The following is a 17391-nucleotide window of genomic DNA, read 5'->3' on the forward strand; positions in this document are numbered from 1 at the left end:
GCAAGCTGGTACTACGCGCTTGCACCTTTCGTCCGCAATACTTCAGCTGTGTGTTATCGCTGGAGTCGGCATGAACCCCATCGTGGAGACTCGACCGTCGTCGCAGGTTCGTCATGAATCCCTGCGTATCGGCGGAGAAAAGATCCGGCGCGCGCAGGTCATCGAGATTTTTAATCCGTACAACGGCGAACGGGTCGGCACGGTGCCGAAAGCGAGCGTCGCCGACGTGCAACGCGCGTTCGCGTGGGCGCACGGTCATCGCGCGCAGTTGACGCGTTACGAGCGCGCGGAGATCCTGCGGCGCGCAGCGGAAATGGTGCGTGAGCGCACCGAAGAAATCGCTGATCTGATCACGGCCGAGTCGGGCCTTTGCAAGAAAGACTCGCTCTATGAGGCAGGCCGCGTCAGCGACGTGATGACCTTCGGCGCAAACGAAGCGCTCAAGGACGACGGCCAGGTGTTTTCCTGCGAATCTCACCCCACACGGCAAGAAACGCCGCGTCTACACGCAGCGCGATCCCCTGCTCGGTGTCATTGCCGCGATCACGCCGTTCAACCTGTACGAACCGGGTCGACTACATCACACGGTTTATTGCGGAGCTGGAGGTCGGCAGTGTGAACGTGCGGGAGGTGCCCGGTTACCGGCTCGAACTGACGCCGTTCGGCGGAATCAAGGATTCCGGGCTGGGCTACAAAGAAGGCGTGCAGGAAGCGATAAAAAGCTTCACCAACGTGAAAACCTATTCGCTGCCGTGGAGCTGACCTGGACGAGTATGTCTTTTAAGGTACAGGACATTCCGTTTTCTGAATTTATCGCTTGACCATTCTCCCGAGCTTGACCTACATTTCAGACATCCATCAATTTTTCGGAACTTTTCGTTCCACTTTTATAACACGGAGACAGCCCTCATGAGCGATCATTCACCCATCAGCGGCCCGCAGGCCATGACACCCTCGGAAGCTTTTGTCGAAACTCTTGCCGCCAACGGCGTGACCGATATATTCGGCATCATGGGGTCCGCGTTCATGGACGCGATGGACATCTTCGCCCCTGCCGGCATTCGCCTGATTCCCGTGGTGCACGAACAGGGCGCCGGCCACATGGCCGATGGCTATGCTCGCGTGTCGGGCCGGCATGGCGTGGTCATCGGGCAGAACGGCCCGGGCATCAGCAACTGCGTGACCGCCATTGCCGCGGCCTACTGGGCGCACAGCCCCGTGGTCATCGTCACGCCCGAGGCGGGAACCATGGGCATCGGCCTCGGCGGCTTCCAGGAAGCGAAGCAGCTGCCCATGTTCCAGGAGTTCACCAAATACCAGGGGCACGTCACTCACCCGGCGCGCATGGCGGAGTTCACCGGCCGCTGCTTCGACCGTGCCCAGGCCGAAATGGGCCCGACCCAGCTCAACATTCCGCGCGATTATTTCTACGGCCAGATCAAGGTCGAGATTCCGCGGCCCCAACGTCTGGACCGCGGCCCGGGCGGCGATCAAAGCCTGAATGAAGCCGCCGAACTGCTCGCGCAGGCGAAGTCCCCCGTGATCATTTCGGGTGGCGGCGTCGTCATGGCCGATGCGCTGGAGGAGTGCAAAGCGCTCGCCGAGCGCCTGGGCGCCCCGGTGGTCAACAGCTACCTGCATAACGACTCGTTCCCGGCCAACCATCCGCTGTGGTGCGGTCCGCTCGGCTACCAAGGCTCGAAGGCGGCCATGAAGCTGATCTCGAAGGCTGACGTGGTCGTCGCCCTCGGCTCGCGGCTGGGACCGTTCGGCACGCTGCCTCAGCATGGCATGGACTACTGGCCGCAGAACGCCAAGATCATCCAGATCGATGCCGACCACAAGATGCTCGGCCTCGTGAAGAAGATCTCCGTGGGCATTTGCGGCGATGCGAAAGCCGCCGCAGTCGCCCTCACGCAGCGCCTCGCCGGCCGCACCCTCGCCTGCGACGCCTCACGCGAGGAGCGCGCCGCCCAGATCGCCGCCGAAAAGGCCGCGTGGGAAAAGGAGCTGGACGGCTGGACCCATGAGCGCGACCCCTACAGTCTCGACATGATCGAGGAGCAAAGTCACGAGCGCACGCCTGGCGGCGGCCATTATCTGCACCCTCGCCAGGTGCTGCGCGAACTGGAAAAGGCCATGCCCGAAGACGTGATGGTCTCCACCGACATCGGCAACATCAACTCGGTGGCAAACAGCTACCTGCGCTTTAACAAGCCGCGCAGCTTCTTCGCCGCGATGAGCTGGGGTAACTGCGGTTACGCATTCCCGACCATCATCGGCGCGAAGGTGGCGGCGCCGCACCGCCCGGCTGTTTCCTACGCCGGCGACGGAGCATGGGGCATGAGCCTGATGGAAACCATGACGTGCGTGCGCCACAACATCCCGGTCACCGCGGTGGTCTTCCATAACCGTCAGTGGGGCGCGGAAAAGAAGAACCAGGTGGACTTCTACAACCGCCGCTTCGTCGCGGGCGAGCTCGATAACCAGAGCTTCGCGGAGATCGCGCGCGCGATGGGAGCGGAAGGCATCGTCGTGGACAATCTCGAAGACGTGGGCCCGGCACTCAAGCGCGCCATCGACCTGCAGATGAACCAGGGCAAGACCACCATCATCGAGATCATGTGCACGCGCGAACTCGGCGACCCATTCCGCCGCGATGCGCTGTCCAAGCCGGTGCGCCTGCTGGAGAAGTACAAGGACTACGTCTGATTCGCCCGTTGTCTGGGTGGCCGGGCTCAGGAGGACATCTCCTGGGCCCGACAGGCCGGAACCGGGGCTTCCCCGCCGTTTCCGGCCTTTTTTGTTCGCTGCCTCGTTCGGCCATTGGGGCCGTCCCTATCCCATGAAAGCAATCAACCGCATTATCGAAAGCGCCCGCAGTTCGCCCCGGCGCATCGTGCTGAGCGAGGCGGAAGAGCCGCGCATACTGCAGGCGGCACAGCGGGCCACCCGCGAAGGCATTGCCCGGATCGTGCTGGTGGGCTCGGCTGCGGGCATCCAGGAAGCCGCGGCATCCGGAGGCATCGACCTGTCCGGCATGGAGGTGGTGGACCCGGCGAGCTCGCCGCTTGCCGCATCGTTTGCCGACACCCTCTTTGCGCTTCGCAGCAGGAAAGGCATGACGCTCGATCAGGCGAAGCTCGAAGTGCTCAAGCCGCTGTGCTTCGCCAATCTGATGGTGCGGCTCGGTCACGCCGACGGCTCAGTGGCCGGCTCGGTCTATACGACCGCCGACGTGGTCCGCACGGCCATCCAGATCATCGGCATTGATCCGTCGTTCAAGCTGGTGTCGAGCTTCTTTCTGATGATGCTGTGCCAGCCGTTCCACACCTTCAAGGGCGGTTTGATTTTTTCCGACTGTGCGCTCGTCGTGGATCCCGATGCCGGTGAACTGGCCCAAATCGCGATGGCGGCGGCCGACAGCGCGCAAAGCCTGCTGATGGACGAACCGCGCGTGGCCATGCTGTCGTTCTCGACGAGCGGCAGCGCCCGGCATGCGGCAGTCGACAAGGTCGTGGAAGCAACGCGCCAGGTGCGGGCACTGCGCCCGCACCTCGCGATCGATGGCGACGTGCAACTCGACGCGGCGATCGTTTCCGAAATCGCGATGCGCAAGATCGAGCATTCGCAGGTGCAAGGTCACGCCAACGTGCTGATCTTCCCCAGTCTGGAAGCCGGCAATATCGGCTACAAGCTGGCTGAGCGCATCGGCGGTGCGAAGGCGATCGGGCCGTTATTGCAAGGCCTGAACAAGCCGGCCAACGACCTCTCGCGCGGTTGCAGCGCCGATGACGTCTACTATGTGATCGCAGTTACGTGCGTGCAGGCGCAAGCCGCGGCGCAACTCGTGAAGGCTCAGGCGGCTCCTTCTGCTTGAGCGACATAAGCGGCATGAGCGGCGTGCGCGGCCACGTGAACGAAGGGCTTTTCAGCCATATCAGCGGGCGGCCCCGCTAACAGCCGCCTGCCCGCCTGCCGGCGCCAATCCAACGAACGATCTCGGCGAACAGCTTCATATCCGGTGGCACCGACAGGTCCACGGCGAGACAACGGCGGTAATACGGACTCAGATCGAGTCCGACGCCGAGGCCCAGTACTTCGACCTCGCGCGAGGCTTCGTGACGCGCCACGACTTCCTTCAGATGGTTGTCGAGATAATAGGCGTCATTGGCCTGGGCGGTCGCGCTATCCATTGGACTGCCATCCGAGATCACGATCAGTATCCGCCTCACCTCCGCGCGAGCGAGCAGGCGTGTGCAGGCCCAGTCGACCGCCTCGCCGTCCACGCCCTCACGAAACAGGTCGGCCTTGAAGAGCGCGGCAATGTCCGCGCGGGCGCGCCGCCAACTCGTTGCCGCGTCCTTGAACACCAGGTGAGACGTTTCATTGAGCCGCCCCGGATGGCGCGGCCGGCCCTGCGCCAGCCAGTCGGCACGAGCGCGCCCGCCGTTCCAGGCGCCAGTGGTAAAACCCAGCACCTCGGTCGTCACGCCCGCCTGGTCTAGCGCGCGCGTGAGGATGTCCACCACCATGGCAAGCGGCTCGACATGCGCTTTCATCGAGCCCGAGCAGTCGATCAGAAAGCTGACCGCGCAGTCGGCCACCGGCGCATACCGTTCCAGCTGGAACAGGCGACGCTCGGCAGGAGAACTAACCAGTTTCGCGAGACGCCGCCCGTCGATGCGGCCGTGCTCTTCGCCGAACGACCAGCCGTCGCGCTGGGCAATCGCAAGCGACGCCTTCAGCGCATGGGCGAGCCGGGCCACGTTGATGCCGAGAGCGGCGATGCGCTCGTCGAGGGTGTCGCGAAACTCCTTGAGCAGCGCCTTGCGGATCAGCGTGGCAGGATGGATCTCGCGGTCATAGCGAGTCGTAAAGATGCGATAGCCGAGGTCGGAGGCCCCGAGCACGCGGCTCTCGCCCGTGAGCGCAACGGCCATGTCCTTCTGCTCGTTGTCGTCGACATCGATCCATAGCGAAAACGCGGTGCGCGCCTTGTCATCGTCGGTGTCTTGCGGATCATCCGTTGCCTGCGCCTGCTCCGCACGGGCGGCACGCACCATCTCGCCCACGAGCCGCGCCAATTCCAGCGCATGGACCGCAAACGCGCCCTGCTCCGCGCGATGCCGGCGCAAGCCGGCCAGCGATACGCCGAGCGCCGGCGCGATGGCCGCGCGCGTCGCCTCAATCAGGTTCTCGGTGTCTTCCAGCACCGGCCAACCGGTGAGGCGCGACCAGCAAATCTGCGCCACCGTGTACAGGAGAATGCCCAGATGATCGTCAACAAGACCCGACCGATAGAAGGCGCGCGACCAAGCCTCGAACCGGTCGCGCAGATTCTGCACCAGGCCCGGCATACCGGGTGGCGTCTGCGTTTCACAACGCAATTGCTCGAGCAACTCGAACAGGAGTCGCTCGACCTGGTCGCCGGGGCATAACTGGCTGTGCAACTGCGGGTCGGAATGCATGAGGCGCAAGGCCGCGCCGTCGGAGGCGCCGCGCAGCGAAGCAAAGTCGTCCGTCTGTGGGTTCGTCCGCAGATGCGGCGCGTGCAACGGCAACGGCTGCAGGTCGCGGCACAAACGCCCTTCACGATAATGCAGCGCGGCATCGCCGGTGAGCGCGCGCACGGCCGCCGCGCACAAGGCCTCGCGTTGCTCCGCGCGGCGCAGCGCCTGGCGCTCCGACGTCATCGGTCGGCCCCTCCTGCGGGCGCTTCGCGGTCGGCCGCCGTATCCAGTTCACGGCCGAAACAGCGCTGGAAATACTCGGCCACGATCGGCCACTCGGCCTCGTCGCACTTGTTGAGGAACGTGAGGCGAAAAGCCATCGCGGGATCACGGAAGATCAGGCAGTTCTCTGCCCAGTTGATCACCGTGCGCGGCGACATCAGCGTCGACAGATCGCCGCTCGCGAAGCCCTTGCGCGTCAGTTCGGCCACGCTCACCATCGATTCGATCAGCGCGCGCCCCGCTTCGTCGGCCAGCTCCGGCACGCGCGCGAGTACGATACCGGCTTCTTCCGCGCGCGGCAGATAGTTGAGTGTGGCCACCACATTCCAGCGGTCCATCTGTGCGTGGTTCAGCACCTGGGTGCCGTGATACAGGCCGTTCAGATTGCCCAGACCTACGGTGTTGGTGGTCGCGAACATGCGGAAGTAGGGGTGCGGGTGGATCACGCGGTTCTGATCGAGCAGCGTGAATTTGCCGTCGCGCTCCAGAATGCGCTGGATCACGAACATCACGTCAGGGCGGCCCGCATCGTATTCGTCGAAGATCAACGCAACCGGACGTTGCAACGCCCACGGCACGATCCCCTCCTGGAACTCGGTCACCTGCAAATCGTCGCGCACGACAATCGCGTCCTTGCCGACCAGGTCGAGACGACTGATATGACCATCCAGATTGACGCGCACGCACGGCCAGTTGAGCCGGGCCGCGACCTGCTCGACGTGCGTCGATTTGCCGGTCCCGTGCATGCCCTGCACCATGACGCGGCGGTCGCGGCTAAAGCCGGCCAGGATCGCGAGCGTCACCTCCGGATTGAAGCGGTAAACCTCGTCGATCTCCGGCACATGATCGTCGCGCTCGCTGAAGGCGGGCACCATCAGACTCGAATCGATGCCAAAAACGCTGCGTACCGCGACCATTCTGTCGGGTTTGCCAGTCATGATATCGGTCACGTGTTGGCCCTCCAGGCTTCAGTGTGTTTGCTCTGCATTCCTGTGTTTCCCTGCATTTGCGCCGATGACGAGGCGGCACCGTTAGCGAGCCGTCGCCACCGCATCGAAGGTGTTCGGACGCCGCTCCATCGCCCAGGCTGACCATGCCGACAGTAGCGCCGAAAACACCACATAGCCGCACACGAGCCACGGCTTGCCGCCGTTCATGCGCAAAAGCGCCGTGGCGATGATCGGCGTGAGACCGCTCGCGAAGATCCCCGAGAACTGGTACACGAACGAGATGCCGGTATAGCGCACTTGCGCGTCGAAGAGTTCGGCGAAAAGCGCCGCTTCCGGCCCATAGACCATTGCATAAAAGACGCCGAACGGAATCACGATCGCGAGCCAGACGGCCATCGTATTGCCGGCCTGACTCTGCATCAGCCAGAACGCCGGAAACACGGAGAGGCCGCAGATGAGCGAACCCCAGCGATACGTGCGTGCGCGTCCCATCAGATCCGACATTCTCCCGAAGAGCGGTATGAAGAAACACATCACCATGGCGGCGATCATGACGCCGGTGAGTGCTTCGGTTCGGCTCATCGAAAGATGTTGCGTGAGGTAGCCGATCATGAACACGGCGAAGATGTTGAAAAACACGCCGTCGATCCAGCGCGCGCCCATGCCAAGCAGAACTGATCGGCGATAGCGCGTGATCATGTCGAAGAACGGAATTTTCACTTCGCGGCGGCTGCGCTTGAGCGCGAGAAACTCGGGCGTCTCCATGACCTTCAGGCGGATGTAGAGGCCGATGACCACGAGCAGGAGGGAAACGGCGAACGCGATGCGCCAGCCCCAGGAGAGGAACGCCGCTTCCGGCAGCAGTCGTGAAATGCCCGCGACCACGCCTGAGGCGAGACACAGGCCAATCGACAGACCGATCTGCGGCAAGCTCGCGTACAGGCCGCGGCGCTCGGGTGGTGCGTATTCGTAGGCCATCAGCACCGCGCCGCCCCATTCGCCGCCGAGCCCAATGCCCTGCAGCACGCGCAGCGTGAGCAGCAGGATCGGCGCCCAGACGCCGATCTGGTTGAAGGTCGGAACGAAGGCGACTCCGGCCGTCGATATCCCCATGATGACGAGCGTACAGATCAGTGCGGACTTGCGTCCGACCTTGTCGCCAAAGTGACCGAAGATCACACCGCCCAGCGGCCGCGTGATGAAGCCGACGGCGAACGTGCCGTAGGCGAGCATCGTCGAGACGAGGGGGTCGTGCGCCGGAAAATAGAGCTTGTTGAACACGATGCCCGCAACCACACCGTATAGAAAAAAGTCGTACCACTCGACCGTCGCACCGATCACGCTCGCAAACGCAACGCGACGCACAACCCGCTTCTCGATTGCCATGACGCCTCCTCCGATGATGGCCGTGGGCCGTTCGCACGACGCCGCACGTACCGAGGCCCCTTGCCGTCTCCTCCGGGGCGACCTGCGCTACCTGCACGCTGCTGTTATGGACCTCGAATGCAGCCAGTCAGGTACCGCTCGTTTTGCTTCCTGCCGTTGATTCCCTACCTTGCTCGTGCTTCGCTGCGACGCCTCAGTGGTGCGCCGCCACGCTCAGCGGCCGCACGTCTTCGACTTGCCGGGCTTGCGCGCCGGCGTCCTCCAGGATCATGTCGGACGCCTTTTCGGCGACCATCACGATCGGCACGTTGGTATTGCCGGAGACCAGCGTCGGCATGATCGAGCAATCGACCACGCGCAACCCCTGCGTGCCGTACACACGCAATCGTTCATCGACCACCGCGCCGGGATCGCTCGCTACCCCCATCTTCGCGGTGCCCGACGGATGAAAGATCGTCTGGCCGTATTCGCGGCAAAAGTGCAGCAGTTCGTCATCGGTTTGCGCGTCTGGGCCCGGGCGCACTTCGCGTTTCATCAGCGCTGCCATCGGCTCGGTGGCGGCGACCCGGCGTGCGAAACGCACGCCCGCGACTGTCGTGCGGCGATCGAGATCGGTGTCGAGATAATTCGGCTGGATGGAGGGCGCATCGCGCATGTCGTTCGAGCGAATCCGTACCACGCCGCGCGACTGCGGCCGCAACTGGCAGATCGAATAGGTGCAGCCGGGAAACGCGTGCACCTCGCCGCCGGCGGTGTCGGCCGAAAGCGTCGAGAAGTGGAACTGGATGTCGGGCGTGTTGGCTTCGGCCGGCAACGCGCGGCAGAACATACCGCCCTGATTGATACCGACGGAAAGCGGCCCTCCACGAAAAAGCGCCCATTGCAGGCCCATCTTCGCGCGCCCCGTCCACGAGTGCAGCAGGTCGTTCGTCGTGATCGGCCTGGTCACTTCGTAGGTCAGGCGCACTTGCAGATGGTCCTGCAGGTTCTCGCCGACGCCCGCCCGATTGGCGACCACCGGAATGCCGAACTCGTTGAGCACGTTCGCCGGCCCGACTCCCGAGACCTGCAGCAATTGCGGCGACTGCAGCGCGCCTGCCGTCAGCACCACCTCGCGATTTGCGCGCACCTCGATCACTTTGCCATGCTGCACGTAGCGAACGCCCGTCGCACGCGTGCCTTCGAAAAGGATCTTCGAGGCTAGCGCGTCGGTCTGGATATGCAGGTTCGGACGGCTGCGCGCGGGCTTGAGGTAAGCCACGGCGGTCGAGCAACGCCAGCCGTTGCGCGTGGTCAGTTGATAGTAGCCGACGCCTTCCTGATTGCCGTGATTGAAGTCGTCCACCGTGGGCACGCCCAGGCGATTCGATGCCGCGATGAACGCATCCACGAGTTCATGGCGTTGCTTGATCGTGGACGCCCACAACGGACCGTCGACGCCGCGCGTCGGCGACGCGCCCAGTTCGTTGTGTTCGAGCCGGCGGAAGTACGGCAAACAGTCCTGCCAGCCCCAGCCGCGATTTCCAAGCGCCGCCCAGTGGTCGTAGTCCTCTTTCTGGCCGCGAATGTAGATCAGCCCGTTGATCGAACTACTGCCGCCGAGCGTGCGGCCGCGCGGCCAATAAAGCTTGCGCCCGAGCATGTTCGGGTCCGGGTCCGTATAAAAGCCCCAGTTGTAGACCGGGTGAAACATGGTCTTGCCGTAACCGATCGGAATGTGAATCCATAGAAAGCGGTCCCGCGGACCGGCTTCGAGCAAGCACACCGAATAGCGGCCACTTTCCGAAAGGCGGTTGGCCAGCACACAGCCGGCCGATCCCGCGCCGACGACGACGTAGTCGAAACTGCGTGTCATGGGTGATGTCTCCGTTCTGCGTTCGCTTATAAAAATCGGTAGATTTCGTCCCAATTTATTGGATGACGGCACCCAACTCAAGCGAATCCGGGTACCATTGAGTCATTCGATACGAAAACCGACTTTTTTGTTTCATTTCTGAGCCTGCTCGACCGCACCCATCCGGGTTGTCACCGATCCGTTCGGGCTGCCCTCGTGCCTATCCGCCTCGGGAAGGTAAATGACCGACATCGCGCGCGCCCCCTCCCCTTCTTCTGAAGCCAGCGACGACGCCCGCGTGTTGCGTGCCCTCAACGTGCTCGAGCAACTCGCGGCTGCCGGGCAGCCGTTTTCGCTCTCTCAGCTGTCCTCACGTCTTCTGATTCCGAAGGCGACGCTCACGCGCCTGATCGATGCACTGGAAGCACGGGGTTACGTCACCCACATGCCCGATTCACGAGGCGCCGACCGCGCCATCGCACTGGGTCCACGCGCCGCCCAGCTTGCGCTGACCACGCTCGCGAACAGCACCTTCACGCGCGCTTGCCGCTCGTTGCTTCGCGCGCTCGTGGAGGCGCTCGGCGAGACCTGCAATCTCACGGTCCTCGACGGCGATTCGGTGCTCTACGTGGAGCGCGTCGAGACGCCCGAACCCTTGCGGCTGCATATGCAACCCGGCACGCGCGTGCCGTTGCACTGCACGGCGAGCGGCAAGCTGTTCCTGTCGCAGATGGCGCCGGCCGAACGCAGGCTCGCTATCCGCGGTCTGCAACTCAAACAGATGACCTATCGCACGCTCACCGACCCGGACCTGCTGGAAGCGGAGCTCGACCGGCTCGCTGTGCGTGGCATCGGCATCGACAACGAAGAGTTCGTGCGCGGCATGGTGGCGATCGCAGTGCCGGTGCGCAACGTCGGCGATGGCCGCGTGCTCGCGGCCTTGGCGATCCATGCGCCCACGGCACGCGCGAGTCTCGAAGATCTCCTGAAGGCGGTACCCAAACTCAAAGAAACAGCCGTGCGCATCGGACCCTTGCTTCAGCCCCCGGGGCCGGCGGCGCCAACGTAGAAAGACCCCTGCGGCGCTCGCCTCATGCCTGACGTGGCTGTGCAGCGGTTGCCGCGGGCGACAACCGCTGCACGATGAACCACGCTTGCTGCCCCCGGTTCAACGATGGTGCGTGCGATAGTCCGCGAATTCCGGTTCAACCCAGGCGGCCCTGCTCTTGCGAGCTCGCCACGCATACGCCACTAGCAGCACACCAAGACTCACGACCCCAAGCCACAGCGGTGTACGCTGATCCGGTATGAACGCCATCGCCACCAGAATGCCGACCATGCCCGTGATCGCGAACCAGGTCAGGTACGGGTAGCACCACATCCTCACCCGCAGCGTTTGCGGCGCCTCCCGTTCGAGCCGGGCGCGCAGCTTCAGTTGCGACAACGCGATCAGTACATAGACGAAGATCGCCACCGTCCCATATGAATTGACCAGGAAGGCGAAAACCGTGTCAGGAGAGACGTACGACATCACCACCGACACGTAGCCGAACAAAGTGCCGATCAGAATCGCGCGAACGGGTACACCGCGACGGTTCACTTTCGCGAGGGCGGCGGGCGCGTCACCATGACGGGTCAGCGCAAATATCATCCGCGACGCGGCATAGAGGCCGGAATTGAGCGCCGACAGCACCGCGGTCAGCACGATCGCATTCATGACATTCGCAGCGGCCGGGATACCCATCGCCTGAAGCGCGCTGACATACGGCGTGGCCATTTTCGGAGAATCCCACGGCACCAGCGCAACCACCAGAAGAATCGAACCGACATAGAAAAACAGCACGCGCGTAATCACCGAGTTAGTGGCTTTGGCGACTGCCTTGACGGGTTCATGGGCTTCGGCGGCCGCGATCGTGACGATCTCAGCGCCGAAGTAAAAGCCCGTCGCGGCGACTGCACCGCTCAATACCGGACCGATCCCGTTCGGCATCAGCCCCCCGTGCGACAGCAGCGTGGGCATCACAGCGACCGTATGCATCGACGCAGGCCAGAGCCCCAGCACATACAGGCCCCCGAGGAACAGAAACACGATGATTGCCGCGACCTTGATCGACGCAAACCAGAATTCGAATTCCCCGTAACTGCCAACCGAGATCAGGTTGGTCGCGGTCAACACCACCAGCAGCACAAGGCTGATCGCCCACGCCGGCGTATCGGGCAGCCAGAACTGCACGAGTTTCGCGCCGGCCACCGCCTCCACTGCCACGACGATCACCCAGAAATACCAGTACATCCAGCCGGTCAGGAAGCCGGCGAGTTTGCCGGGCCCGCGCTTTCCCCCGAAGGCAAGACGCGCGTATTCGTAGAACGAGCCCACCGCCGGCATTGCGCACGCCATTTCGCCGAGCATGCGCATGACCAGCACAATCAGACCACCGGTGATCAGAAACGACAGCACGGCAGCCGGGCCGGCCTGCCGGACCACGACACCACTGCCGACAAAAAGGCCCGCGCCGATCACGCCGCCAAGCGCGATCATCGTCATGTGCCGCTGCTTGAGCCCAGTCTTCAATTCACTGCTGTTCATCGAGGGTTGCATGTCACCTCCATATCCTGTTGATTTGGACGCCGGCTGTACGAATATGCGGATGCAGTCCGTGGACTCGGCGCCGCCAATTCCGGATCGAGCGAATGCGCTAGCGCGCCTCGCTACTTGTTGTCTTTTCTGATGAGTGAACCTGCGGACCAACCGGCTTGCGCCGTGCCTCGTCGGTGCGGCGCATCCCGTGGTGAGTGGCGTACCGCGTCGCGCGATACGCATGTGATGCTCAAGGCTTCTCGTCGCGCCGGAAATACATCTGGTACAGCATCCGTTGTCCGATTCGACGGAATGGTGCGAATGGGTGGCCAGGCAAGGGCGAAGTAAAAATGGGCAGCACCTGCTTTGCGCCTTTGCCGGCTATCTGTTCGGCGAGCCGGCGGCCCGCCTGCTGCGAATAGGAGACACCGTTGCCGCCGTAGCCCAGTGCGTAATAAACAGACTGCTTCGGATCGGGCTGGAAAACACGCGGCATCATGTCGTGGCTCACATCGACCCAGCCCCACCACGAGTAGTCGATCGCAATGCCACGCAATGCCGGAAACTTGCGGCCCATCCCTTCGACGAGCAGATCATAATGGCGCGAGTTCGAGGCATCGGCACCGGTAATCGCGCTACGGCTGCCGATCTGCAACCGGTTATCCGGCAGAAAGCGATAGTAGAAACGCAAGGTGCGGGTGTCGGTCAGAACCTGCTTCGTGCGAAAGTTGCATGCGGCGATTTCCTGCTGCGTAAGCGGACGGGTCACGATCGAATTGGACAGAATAGGCATCACGCGGCTAGTGAGCGAAGGATGCAGAGTCTGTGCCGTGTATGCGCCCGTCGCGATACCGACAGCCCGCGCCCGCACGATGCCACCCGGCGTGCGTAGATGATGCACGCCGTTGACGGTCTCCCACCCCATTACCGGACTCGCCGGATGCACTTTGGCGCCCGCTTCCCGTGCCAGCCGCAAATAGCCGAATGCGAGCTTCAACGCATGGATGCCAATACCTTCGGGTTCATGCAGTGCGCCGGCCGCTTCTGAATCGTTGACGAACTCGCGGCGAAACGTTGCCTGATCGTACAGCTCCGACGGATAACCGAATACGTCCTTCCAGACCTTTGCTTCGGCGGCGAGTTTCGCCATCATGCGCGGTCGGTGCGCAATCAGAAAGTGCCCGCCCGGTTGCGGATCGCAATCGATTTCGGCAACCAGCGCCTTGAAATTATTGAAGCCCTCCTGGATCTCCTCGTGCATTTTCAACGCGACGTCTTTACCCCATCGCTCGATCCACTGCGAACGCGACAGGCGTCCGGAAGCATTCTGGCCTTGTCCGCCGTTGCGGCTGCTGCAGCCCCAACTGGTTCGGTTGGCCTCGAGCACCACGGCCTTGATGCCATGCTCGCGGGCCAGACACAGCGCGGTTGCGAGCCCGGTATAGCCCGCCCCGATGATCGCAACGTCCACGTCGATGTCTTTCGTAATGGGCCCATCGTCGGGCGGCGGCGTACCGGCGGTGGCGACCCAGTAGGTCGGCGCGTATTGCCTGCCCTGCCCCGGTCCCGGCGACACCAGCGGGTCGTAGGCGGGATCATATTGCGTGGCGCTGTCCTGTCCCGCCGACAAGCCCTCGCCGACGCGTGTGATGACACTCTGTTCCATGCCAAGCTCCTCGTCGGTATCAAACGTTCTGCTTCGGACGTTCCTTGCGGAACGCACGCTTGACCGCGATCAGTCCATCACGAAACTCGAAAAGGTCGCAACCTTCCGCTTCGATGCGCCAACCTTCCGCATGCGTGCCGGAAAAGACCCATTCGGACACGCCGCGTTCGCCGATCACATAGTGACGACCCTTTCCCCAGTGCGCATCCGGGAACGTCTTGAACACCGCTTCGAACGCTGCGCAAACGGCGTCGCGGCCGACGAAACGCGTGCCATAGACTTCGCTTCCGCCCGCTGCATCGAACACGCAGTCTTCGGTCATGAAAGTCATCAGCGCGTTCGCGTCGTGCCGGTTGAACGCGTCCGAAAAGGCAGCGAGCGTTTCGGCGCTAACCATGGGGGTGGACGTTTGTGTAGTGGCCATGCATGTCTCCTGCTCAATGATTTCGGGTCAGTCTCGTGACGTCGCGCAAATGGCGGTCTCTTGTGAAAAGTGTAGATTTGGCGGAGGCTCGACGGTAGGACCAGTGCGCCGGATTCGCCTGGTGCAGTGGCCGGTGTTCGGAACCAGTGCACGAATATCTCGCTGCGCCGCGGCGGCTCGTTAGCTCTCGTTCACCGCTCGCGTACTGTCGAGGCAACGCGTTACCGCGTACTCGTCTTCGTCGGTAAAACGTCCAATCAGGACGATCGTCGACTCGCTTGCCGCGCTCCCTGAGAACGGCGTGATCAGAATGCGGCTACCCACCACGTGCAGCTCCTGCGGTGCAGGCTCGCGGTCCAGCCAGACGATCCCCTTGGCTCTCAATAGCGGCGCGGACAGGTTGCGAAATGCAGCCTTGAGTTTCTTCCTGTCCAGCCGCGACTCCGATCGAAACGAAAAGCTGCAGATGCCCAGATGATTCGTAAGCTTTGCGCCAGTTGCGAGGTTGCCGCTGCGGTGGCGAGGCGCCACGCTGGCGTCGAAGATTAATTCCAGCGGTATCTTTCCGTCGACCGATTCGAGCAGAACCGCGGTGCTCGCCAGCTCCGACACAACTTCTTTGGCAGTCGCTTTTTCGTCTGCTGTGACGAGATCGGTTTTGGTCAGCACGACTGCGCTCGCGCCTGCAATCTGCCGCCGCGCGATGTCGCCGACGTACGGATCTTGCAGCGTCTGCGCAATGCGCTCGGCGTCTACTGCAACGATAATCCCGTACAACCGGAATTGCCGGTCGAGCAGACCGATCTGCGCAATCTTGACCGGATCCGAAACACCACTGGCTTCGATGATCAATAGCTCTGGACGTTCAGGCCGAGCGCTGATGCCGAGCAGCGCGTCGACGAGCCGGCCGCCGATCGAGCAGCAGATACAGCCATTCTCCAGATTGATGACGTCGTCGGTTCGTTCGCGGATGAGCGCGGCGTCGATGTTGATTTCGCCAAAATCATTGACCAGCACGGCCACCCGCCGCTGCCCCGAGTTGGACAGCACGTAATTGAGCAGGGTGGTTTTCCCCGCCCCCAGGTAGCCGCCGACCACCACCATCGGAATGGGTGGCCCCGGGCTCGCCCCAGCAGCGGCGTTCATTTCGCCGGCGACGCGAAAACCCGGCCGCCCAACACCGTTCCCCACACCTCGACGTCTTTCAGCTGCGCAGGGGCGACGTCCGTCGGGTCATCGGCCAGCACGGCGAAGTCGGCGAATTTACCCACTTCGATGCTGCCGATCAGATGGTCCATCTTCAGCGTATAGGCAGCGCCCAGGGTAATCGCGCGCAATGCGTCTGGCACGGGAATGCACTCGCTCGCGCCGAGCACCCGGCCGGACGCGGTGTTGCGCTGGACCGCGCACCAGGCGGTAAACAGCGGGCTCAATTGCGTGATTGGCGCGTCCGAATGAAAGGCGAAAGGAATGCCTAGCCGCCGCGCGGACCCGGCGGCGTTCATCCGGTTCGCACGGTCAGGGCCCATGGTCTGCGCGTAATGCGCGTCGCCCCAGTAGTAGATATGGTTGGAAAAAAAGTTGATGCACAGGCCCAGTTTCGCAGCCCGCGCCAACTGGCTGGCATCAGCCATCTGGCAATGCTGGAGCGTGTGCCGGTGATCGCTGCGCGGAAAAGCCTCGAGAATACGCTCTAGCGCATCCAGCACGACCTCCGTCGCTTCGTCGCCGTTGGTATGGATATGCAGTTGTAGACCCGCCTGGTGAAACGGCGTGAACACCTGTGCGAGTTGCGCGGGAGGAATGAGCCACAAGCCGTTGGGCTGTCCGCTGAAATAGCCCGGCCACTTAAGGCGCGCCGTGAAGCCCTGAATCGAACCGTCGACGATAAATTTGACCGGGCCGAATTTCAACTTGTCCGTACTGTCCCGGATCGCCGACAACACCCTTTCGACGCCATTCTCAGGGCTTCTCTGGGGGGCGAACGCCGGCACGATCCTGACCGGGTACTGCGGATCAGCCGTGACTTCGTGCAGATTGCGATTGCCCAGCGCCGACAAATCGTTGACCAGGTCCGTCGCGGTCGTGACGCCGGCCAATTGAGCGACCTTGCCGAAGTTCCAGATGGCCTCCTGCTTTTCACTCGCCGCAATGGAAAGCTGGCTGCCGATCACCTGATACACCGGGAACATGGCGGCGAATTCCTGCAACTCACCGGTCGGCTGACCGTCGGGATCTTTGCCGATCCCGTCGATGTCGGTGTCTTCATCGATACCGGCCAGAGACAGCATCGCGGAGTTGACGTTCATCAGGTGTACGCTCGCATGCAACACAGCAATCGGACGGCTGGGCGAAACGGTATCGAGTTCCCTGACCGACAACCGGCTGGTGCCGAAGAAAATCGGATCGAAGCCCCACCCGAGGAGCGGCGCCGCCGCATCCGTCATCGTGCGTTGCGCGGCACTGAGCCGCCCGATCACCTCGTCCAGCGTTTTCAGGCCCGGCCACAGCTTGCCGTCAGGGCCACGCCGATCGTAGTAACCGAGATACACGGCGTCCCACATCGCGCCTTCCATCAGGTGGCAATGCCCCTCCACGAGGCCCGGCATCAACACTTTGTCCCTGAACGTGTCGATGATTTCGGCGCTGCCCCACTGGCTGACGTCCTCGAGGCTACCCACGGAAAGTATCCTGCCGTCACGCACTGCGACATGGGTGGCCTGAGGCTGGGCCGGATTCATCGTCAGAATTTTTCTGGCGACGAAGACCGTCACGGGACTTCTTTCATTGACGTTCATAGACAGGCGATGTTTAGAAT

Annotated in this window: 13 protein-coding genes and 1 pseudogene; 5 read left to right on the forward strand and 9 right to left on the reverse strand. The window is 62.9% G+C overall.

The window, feature by feature from the left end:
• Positions 1 to 70: 70 nt before the first annotated feature.
• The 4 genes and pseudogenes from ABQJ48_RS12315 to pta form a co-directional block, all read left to right on the forward strand.
• Positions 71 to 557 (forward strand): annotated as a pseudogene (locus ABQJ48_RS12315) (aldehyde dehydrogenase family protein); the annotation flags it as partial.
• Positions 558 to 615: 58 nt separating this feature from the next.
• Entirely contained in the window at positions 616 to 762 is a 147-nt protein-coding gene (locus ABQJ48_RS37830) for an aldehyde dehydrogenase family protein (RefSeq protein WP_473094133.1), read from the forward strand.
• 147 nt (positions 763 to 909) lie between these two features.
• Positions 910 to 2712, forward strand: coding sequence for a sulfoacetaldehyde acetyltransferase (gene xsc / locus ABQJ48_RS12320; RefSeq protein ID WP_367838295.1), 1803 nt, complete (start codon positions 910 to 912; stop codon positions 2710 to 2712).
• 133 nt (positions 2713 to 2845) lie between these two features.
• Positions 2846 to 3880, forward strand: a complete 1035-nt coding sequence (gene pta / locus ABQJ48_RS12325) for a phosphate acetyltransferase (protein WP_367838296.1) — start codon at positions 2846 to 2848, stop codon at positions 3878 to 3880.
• Positions 3881 to 3956: 76 nt separating this feature from the next.
• Here the strand turns inward: pta and ABQJ48_RS12330 are convergent, their stop codons facing one another.
• The 4 genes from ABQJ48_RS12330 to ABQJ48_RS12345 all read right to left on the reverse strand — a co-directional run bounded on the left by ABQJ48_RS12330 (position 3957) and on the right by ABQJ48_RS12345 (position 9926).
• On the reverse strand, positions 3957 to 5696 hold the full coding sequence (locus ABQJ48_RS12330; RefSeq protein WP_367838297.1) for a cobaltochelatase CobT-related protein: 1740 nt from the start codon (positions 5694 to 5696) through the stop codon (positions 3957 to 3959).
• Positions 5693 to 6673, reverse strand: coding sequence for an AAA family ATPase (locus ABQJ48_RS12335; RefSeq protein WP_367838483.1), 981 nt, complete (start codon positions 6671 to 6673; stop codon positions 5693 to 5695). Before ABQJ48_RS12335 ends, ABQJ48_RS12330 begins: the two co-directional genes overlap by 4 nt.
• A 93-nt stretch (positions 6674 to 6766) precedes the next feature.
• Entirely contained in the window at positions 6767 to 8071 is a 1305-nt protein-coding gene (locus ABQJ48_RS12340; protein ID WP_367838298.1) for an MFS transporter, read from the reverse strand.
• A 193-nt stretch (positions 8072 to 8264) separates the two neighbouring features.
• The gene (locus ABQJ48_RS12345; RefSeq protein ID WP_367838299.1) at positions 8265 to 9926 is read right to left on the reverse strand and encodes a GMC family oxidoreductase; all 1662 of its coding nucleotides are present in this window, start codon (positions 9924 to 9926) and stop codon (positions 8265 to 8267) included.
• Positions 9927 to 10146: 220 nt separating this feature from the next.
• Between ABQJ48_RS12345 and ABQJ48_RS12350 the strand changes: the two genes are divergently transcribed.
• Entirely contained in the window at positions 10147 to 10974 is an 828-nt protein-coding gene (locus ABQJ48_RS12350) for an IclR family transcriptional regulator (RefSeq protein WP_367838300.1), read from the forward strand.
• Positions 10975 to 11073: 99 nt separating this feature from the next.
• Here ABQJ48_RS12350 and ABQJ48_RS12355 read toward each other — a convergent pair whose 3' ends face one another.
• The 5 genes from ABQJ48_RS12355 to ABQJ48_RS12375 all read right to left on the reverse strand — a co-directional run bounded on the left by ABQJ48_RS12355 (position 11074) and on the right by ABQJ48_RS12375 (position 17371).
• Positions 11074 to 12504: an amino acid permease gene (locus ABQJ48_RS12355; RefSeq protein WP_367838301.1), complete on the reverse strand. Its 1431-nt coding sequence runs from the start codon at positions 12502 to 12504 to the stop codon at positions 11074 to 11076.
• A gap of 229 nt (positions 12505 to 12733) precedes the next feature.
• Complete coding sequence (locus ABQJ48_RS12360; protein ID WP_367838302.1) at positions 12734 to 14149, reverse strand: NAD(P)/FAD-dependent oxidoreductase; 1416 nt, start codon at positions 14147 to 14149, stop codon at positions 12734 to 12736.
• 19 nt (positions 14150 to 14168) lie between these two features.
• Positions 14169 to 14573: a nuclear transport factor 2 family protein gene (locus tag ABQJ48_RS12365; protein WP_367838303.1), complete on the reverse strand. Its 405-nt coding sequence runs from the start codon at positions 14571 to 14573 to the stop codon at positions 14169 to 14171.
• Between the two features lie 180 nt (positions 14574 to 14753).
• Positions 14754 to 15719 (reverse strand): CobW family GTP-binding protein, encoded by a 966-nt coding sequence (locus tag ABQJ48_RS12370; RefSeq protein WP_367838304.1) that lies wholly within the window; start codon positions 15717 to 15719, stop codon positions 14754 to 14756.
• Positions 15716 to 17371, reverse strand: coding sequence for an amidohydrolase (locus ABQJ48_RS12375; protein ID WP_367838305.1), 1656 nt, complete (start codon positions 17369 to 17371; stop codon positions 15716 to 15718). The genes ABQJ48_RS12370 and ABQJ48_RS12375 overlap by 4 nt, the downstream gene beginning before the upstream one ends.
• Positions 17372 to 17391 lie beyond the last annotated feature (20 nt).

This window comes from Paraburkholderia suaedae (assembly GCF_040812055.1).
Lineage (GTDB): Bacteria > Pseudomonadota > Gammaproteobacteria > Burkholderiales > Burkholderiaceae > Paraburkholderia.

What these genes read in the sequence shown, in the direction of transcription:
- ABQJ48_RS12365 (WP_367838303.1), bottom strand. Translation starts at nt 14,573, where the DNA reads ATGGCCACTACACAAACGTCCACCCCCATGGTTAGCGCCGAAACGCTC.
- ABQJ48_RS12345 (WP_367838299.1), bottom strand. Translation starts at nt 9,926, where the DNA reads ATGACACGCAGTTTCGACTACGTCGTCGTCGGCGCGGGATCGGCCGGC.
- ABQJ48_RS12340 (WP_367838298.1), bottom strand. Translation starts at nt 8,071, where the DNA reads ATGGCAATCGAGAAGCGGGTTGTGCGTCGCGTTGCGTTTGCGAGCGTG.
- xsc (WP_367838295.1), top strand. Translation starts at nt 910, where the DNA reads ATGAGCGATCATTCACCCATCAGCGGCCCGCAGGCCATGACACCCTCG.
- ABQJ48_RS12360 (WP_367838302.1), bottom strand. Translation starts at nt 14,149, where the DNA reads ATGGAACAGAGTGTCATCACACGCGTCGGCGAGGGCTTGTCGGCGGGA.
- ABQJ48_RS12355 (WP_367838301.1), bottom strand. Translation starts at nt 12,504, where the DNA reads ATGCAACCCTCGATGAACAGCAGTGAATTGAAGACTGGGCTCAAGCAG.
- ABQJ48_RS12350 (WP_367838300.1), top strand. Translation starts at nt 10,147, where the DNA reads ATGACCGACATCGCGCGCGCCCCCTCCCCTTCTTCTGAAGCCAGCGAC.
- ABQJ48_RS12335 (WP_367838483.1), bottom strand. Translation starts at nt 6,673, where the DNA reads ATGACTGGCAAACCCGACAGAATGGTCGCGGTACGCAGCGTTTTTGGC.
- ABQJ48_RS12330 (WP_367838297.1), bottom strand. Translation starts at nt 5,696, where the DNA reads ATGACGTCGGAGCGCCAGGCGCTGCGCCGCGCGGAGCAACGCGAGGCC.
- ABQJ48_RS12375 (WP_367838305.1), bottom strand. Translation starts at nt 17,371, where the DNA reads ATGAACGTCAATGAAAGAAGTCCCGTGACGGTCTTCGTCGCCAGAAAA.
- ABQJ48_RS12370 (WP_367838304.1), bottom strand. Translation starts at nt 15,719, where the DNA reads ATGAACGCCGCTGCTGGGGCGAGCCCGGGGCCACCCATTCCGATGGTG.
- pta (WP_367838296.1), top strand. Translation starts at nt 2,846, where the DNA reads ATGAAAGCAATCAACCGCATTATCGAAAGCGCCCGCAGTTCGCCCCGG.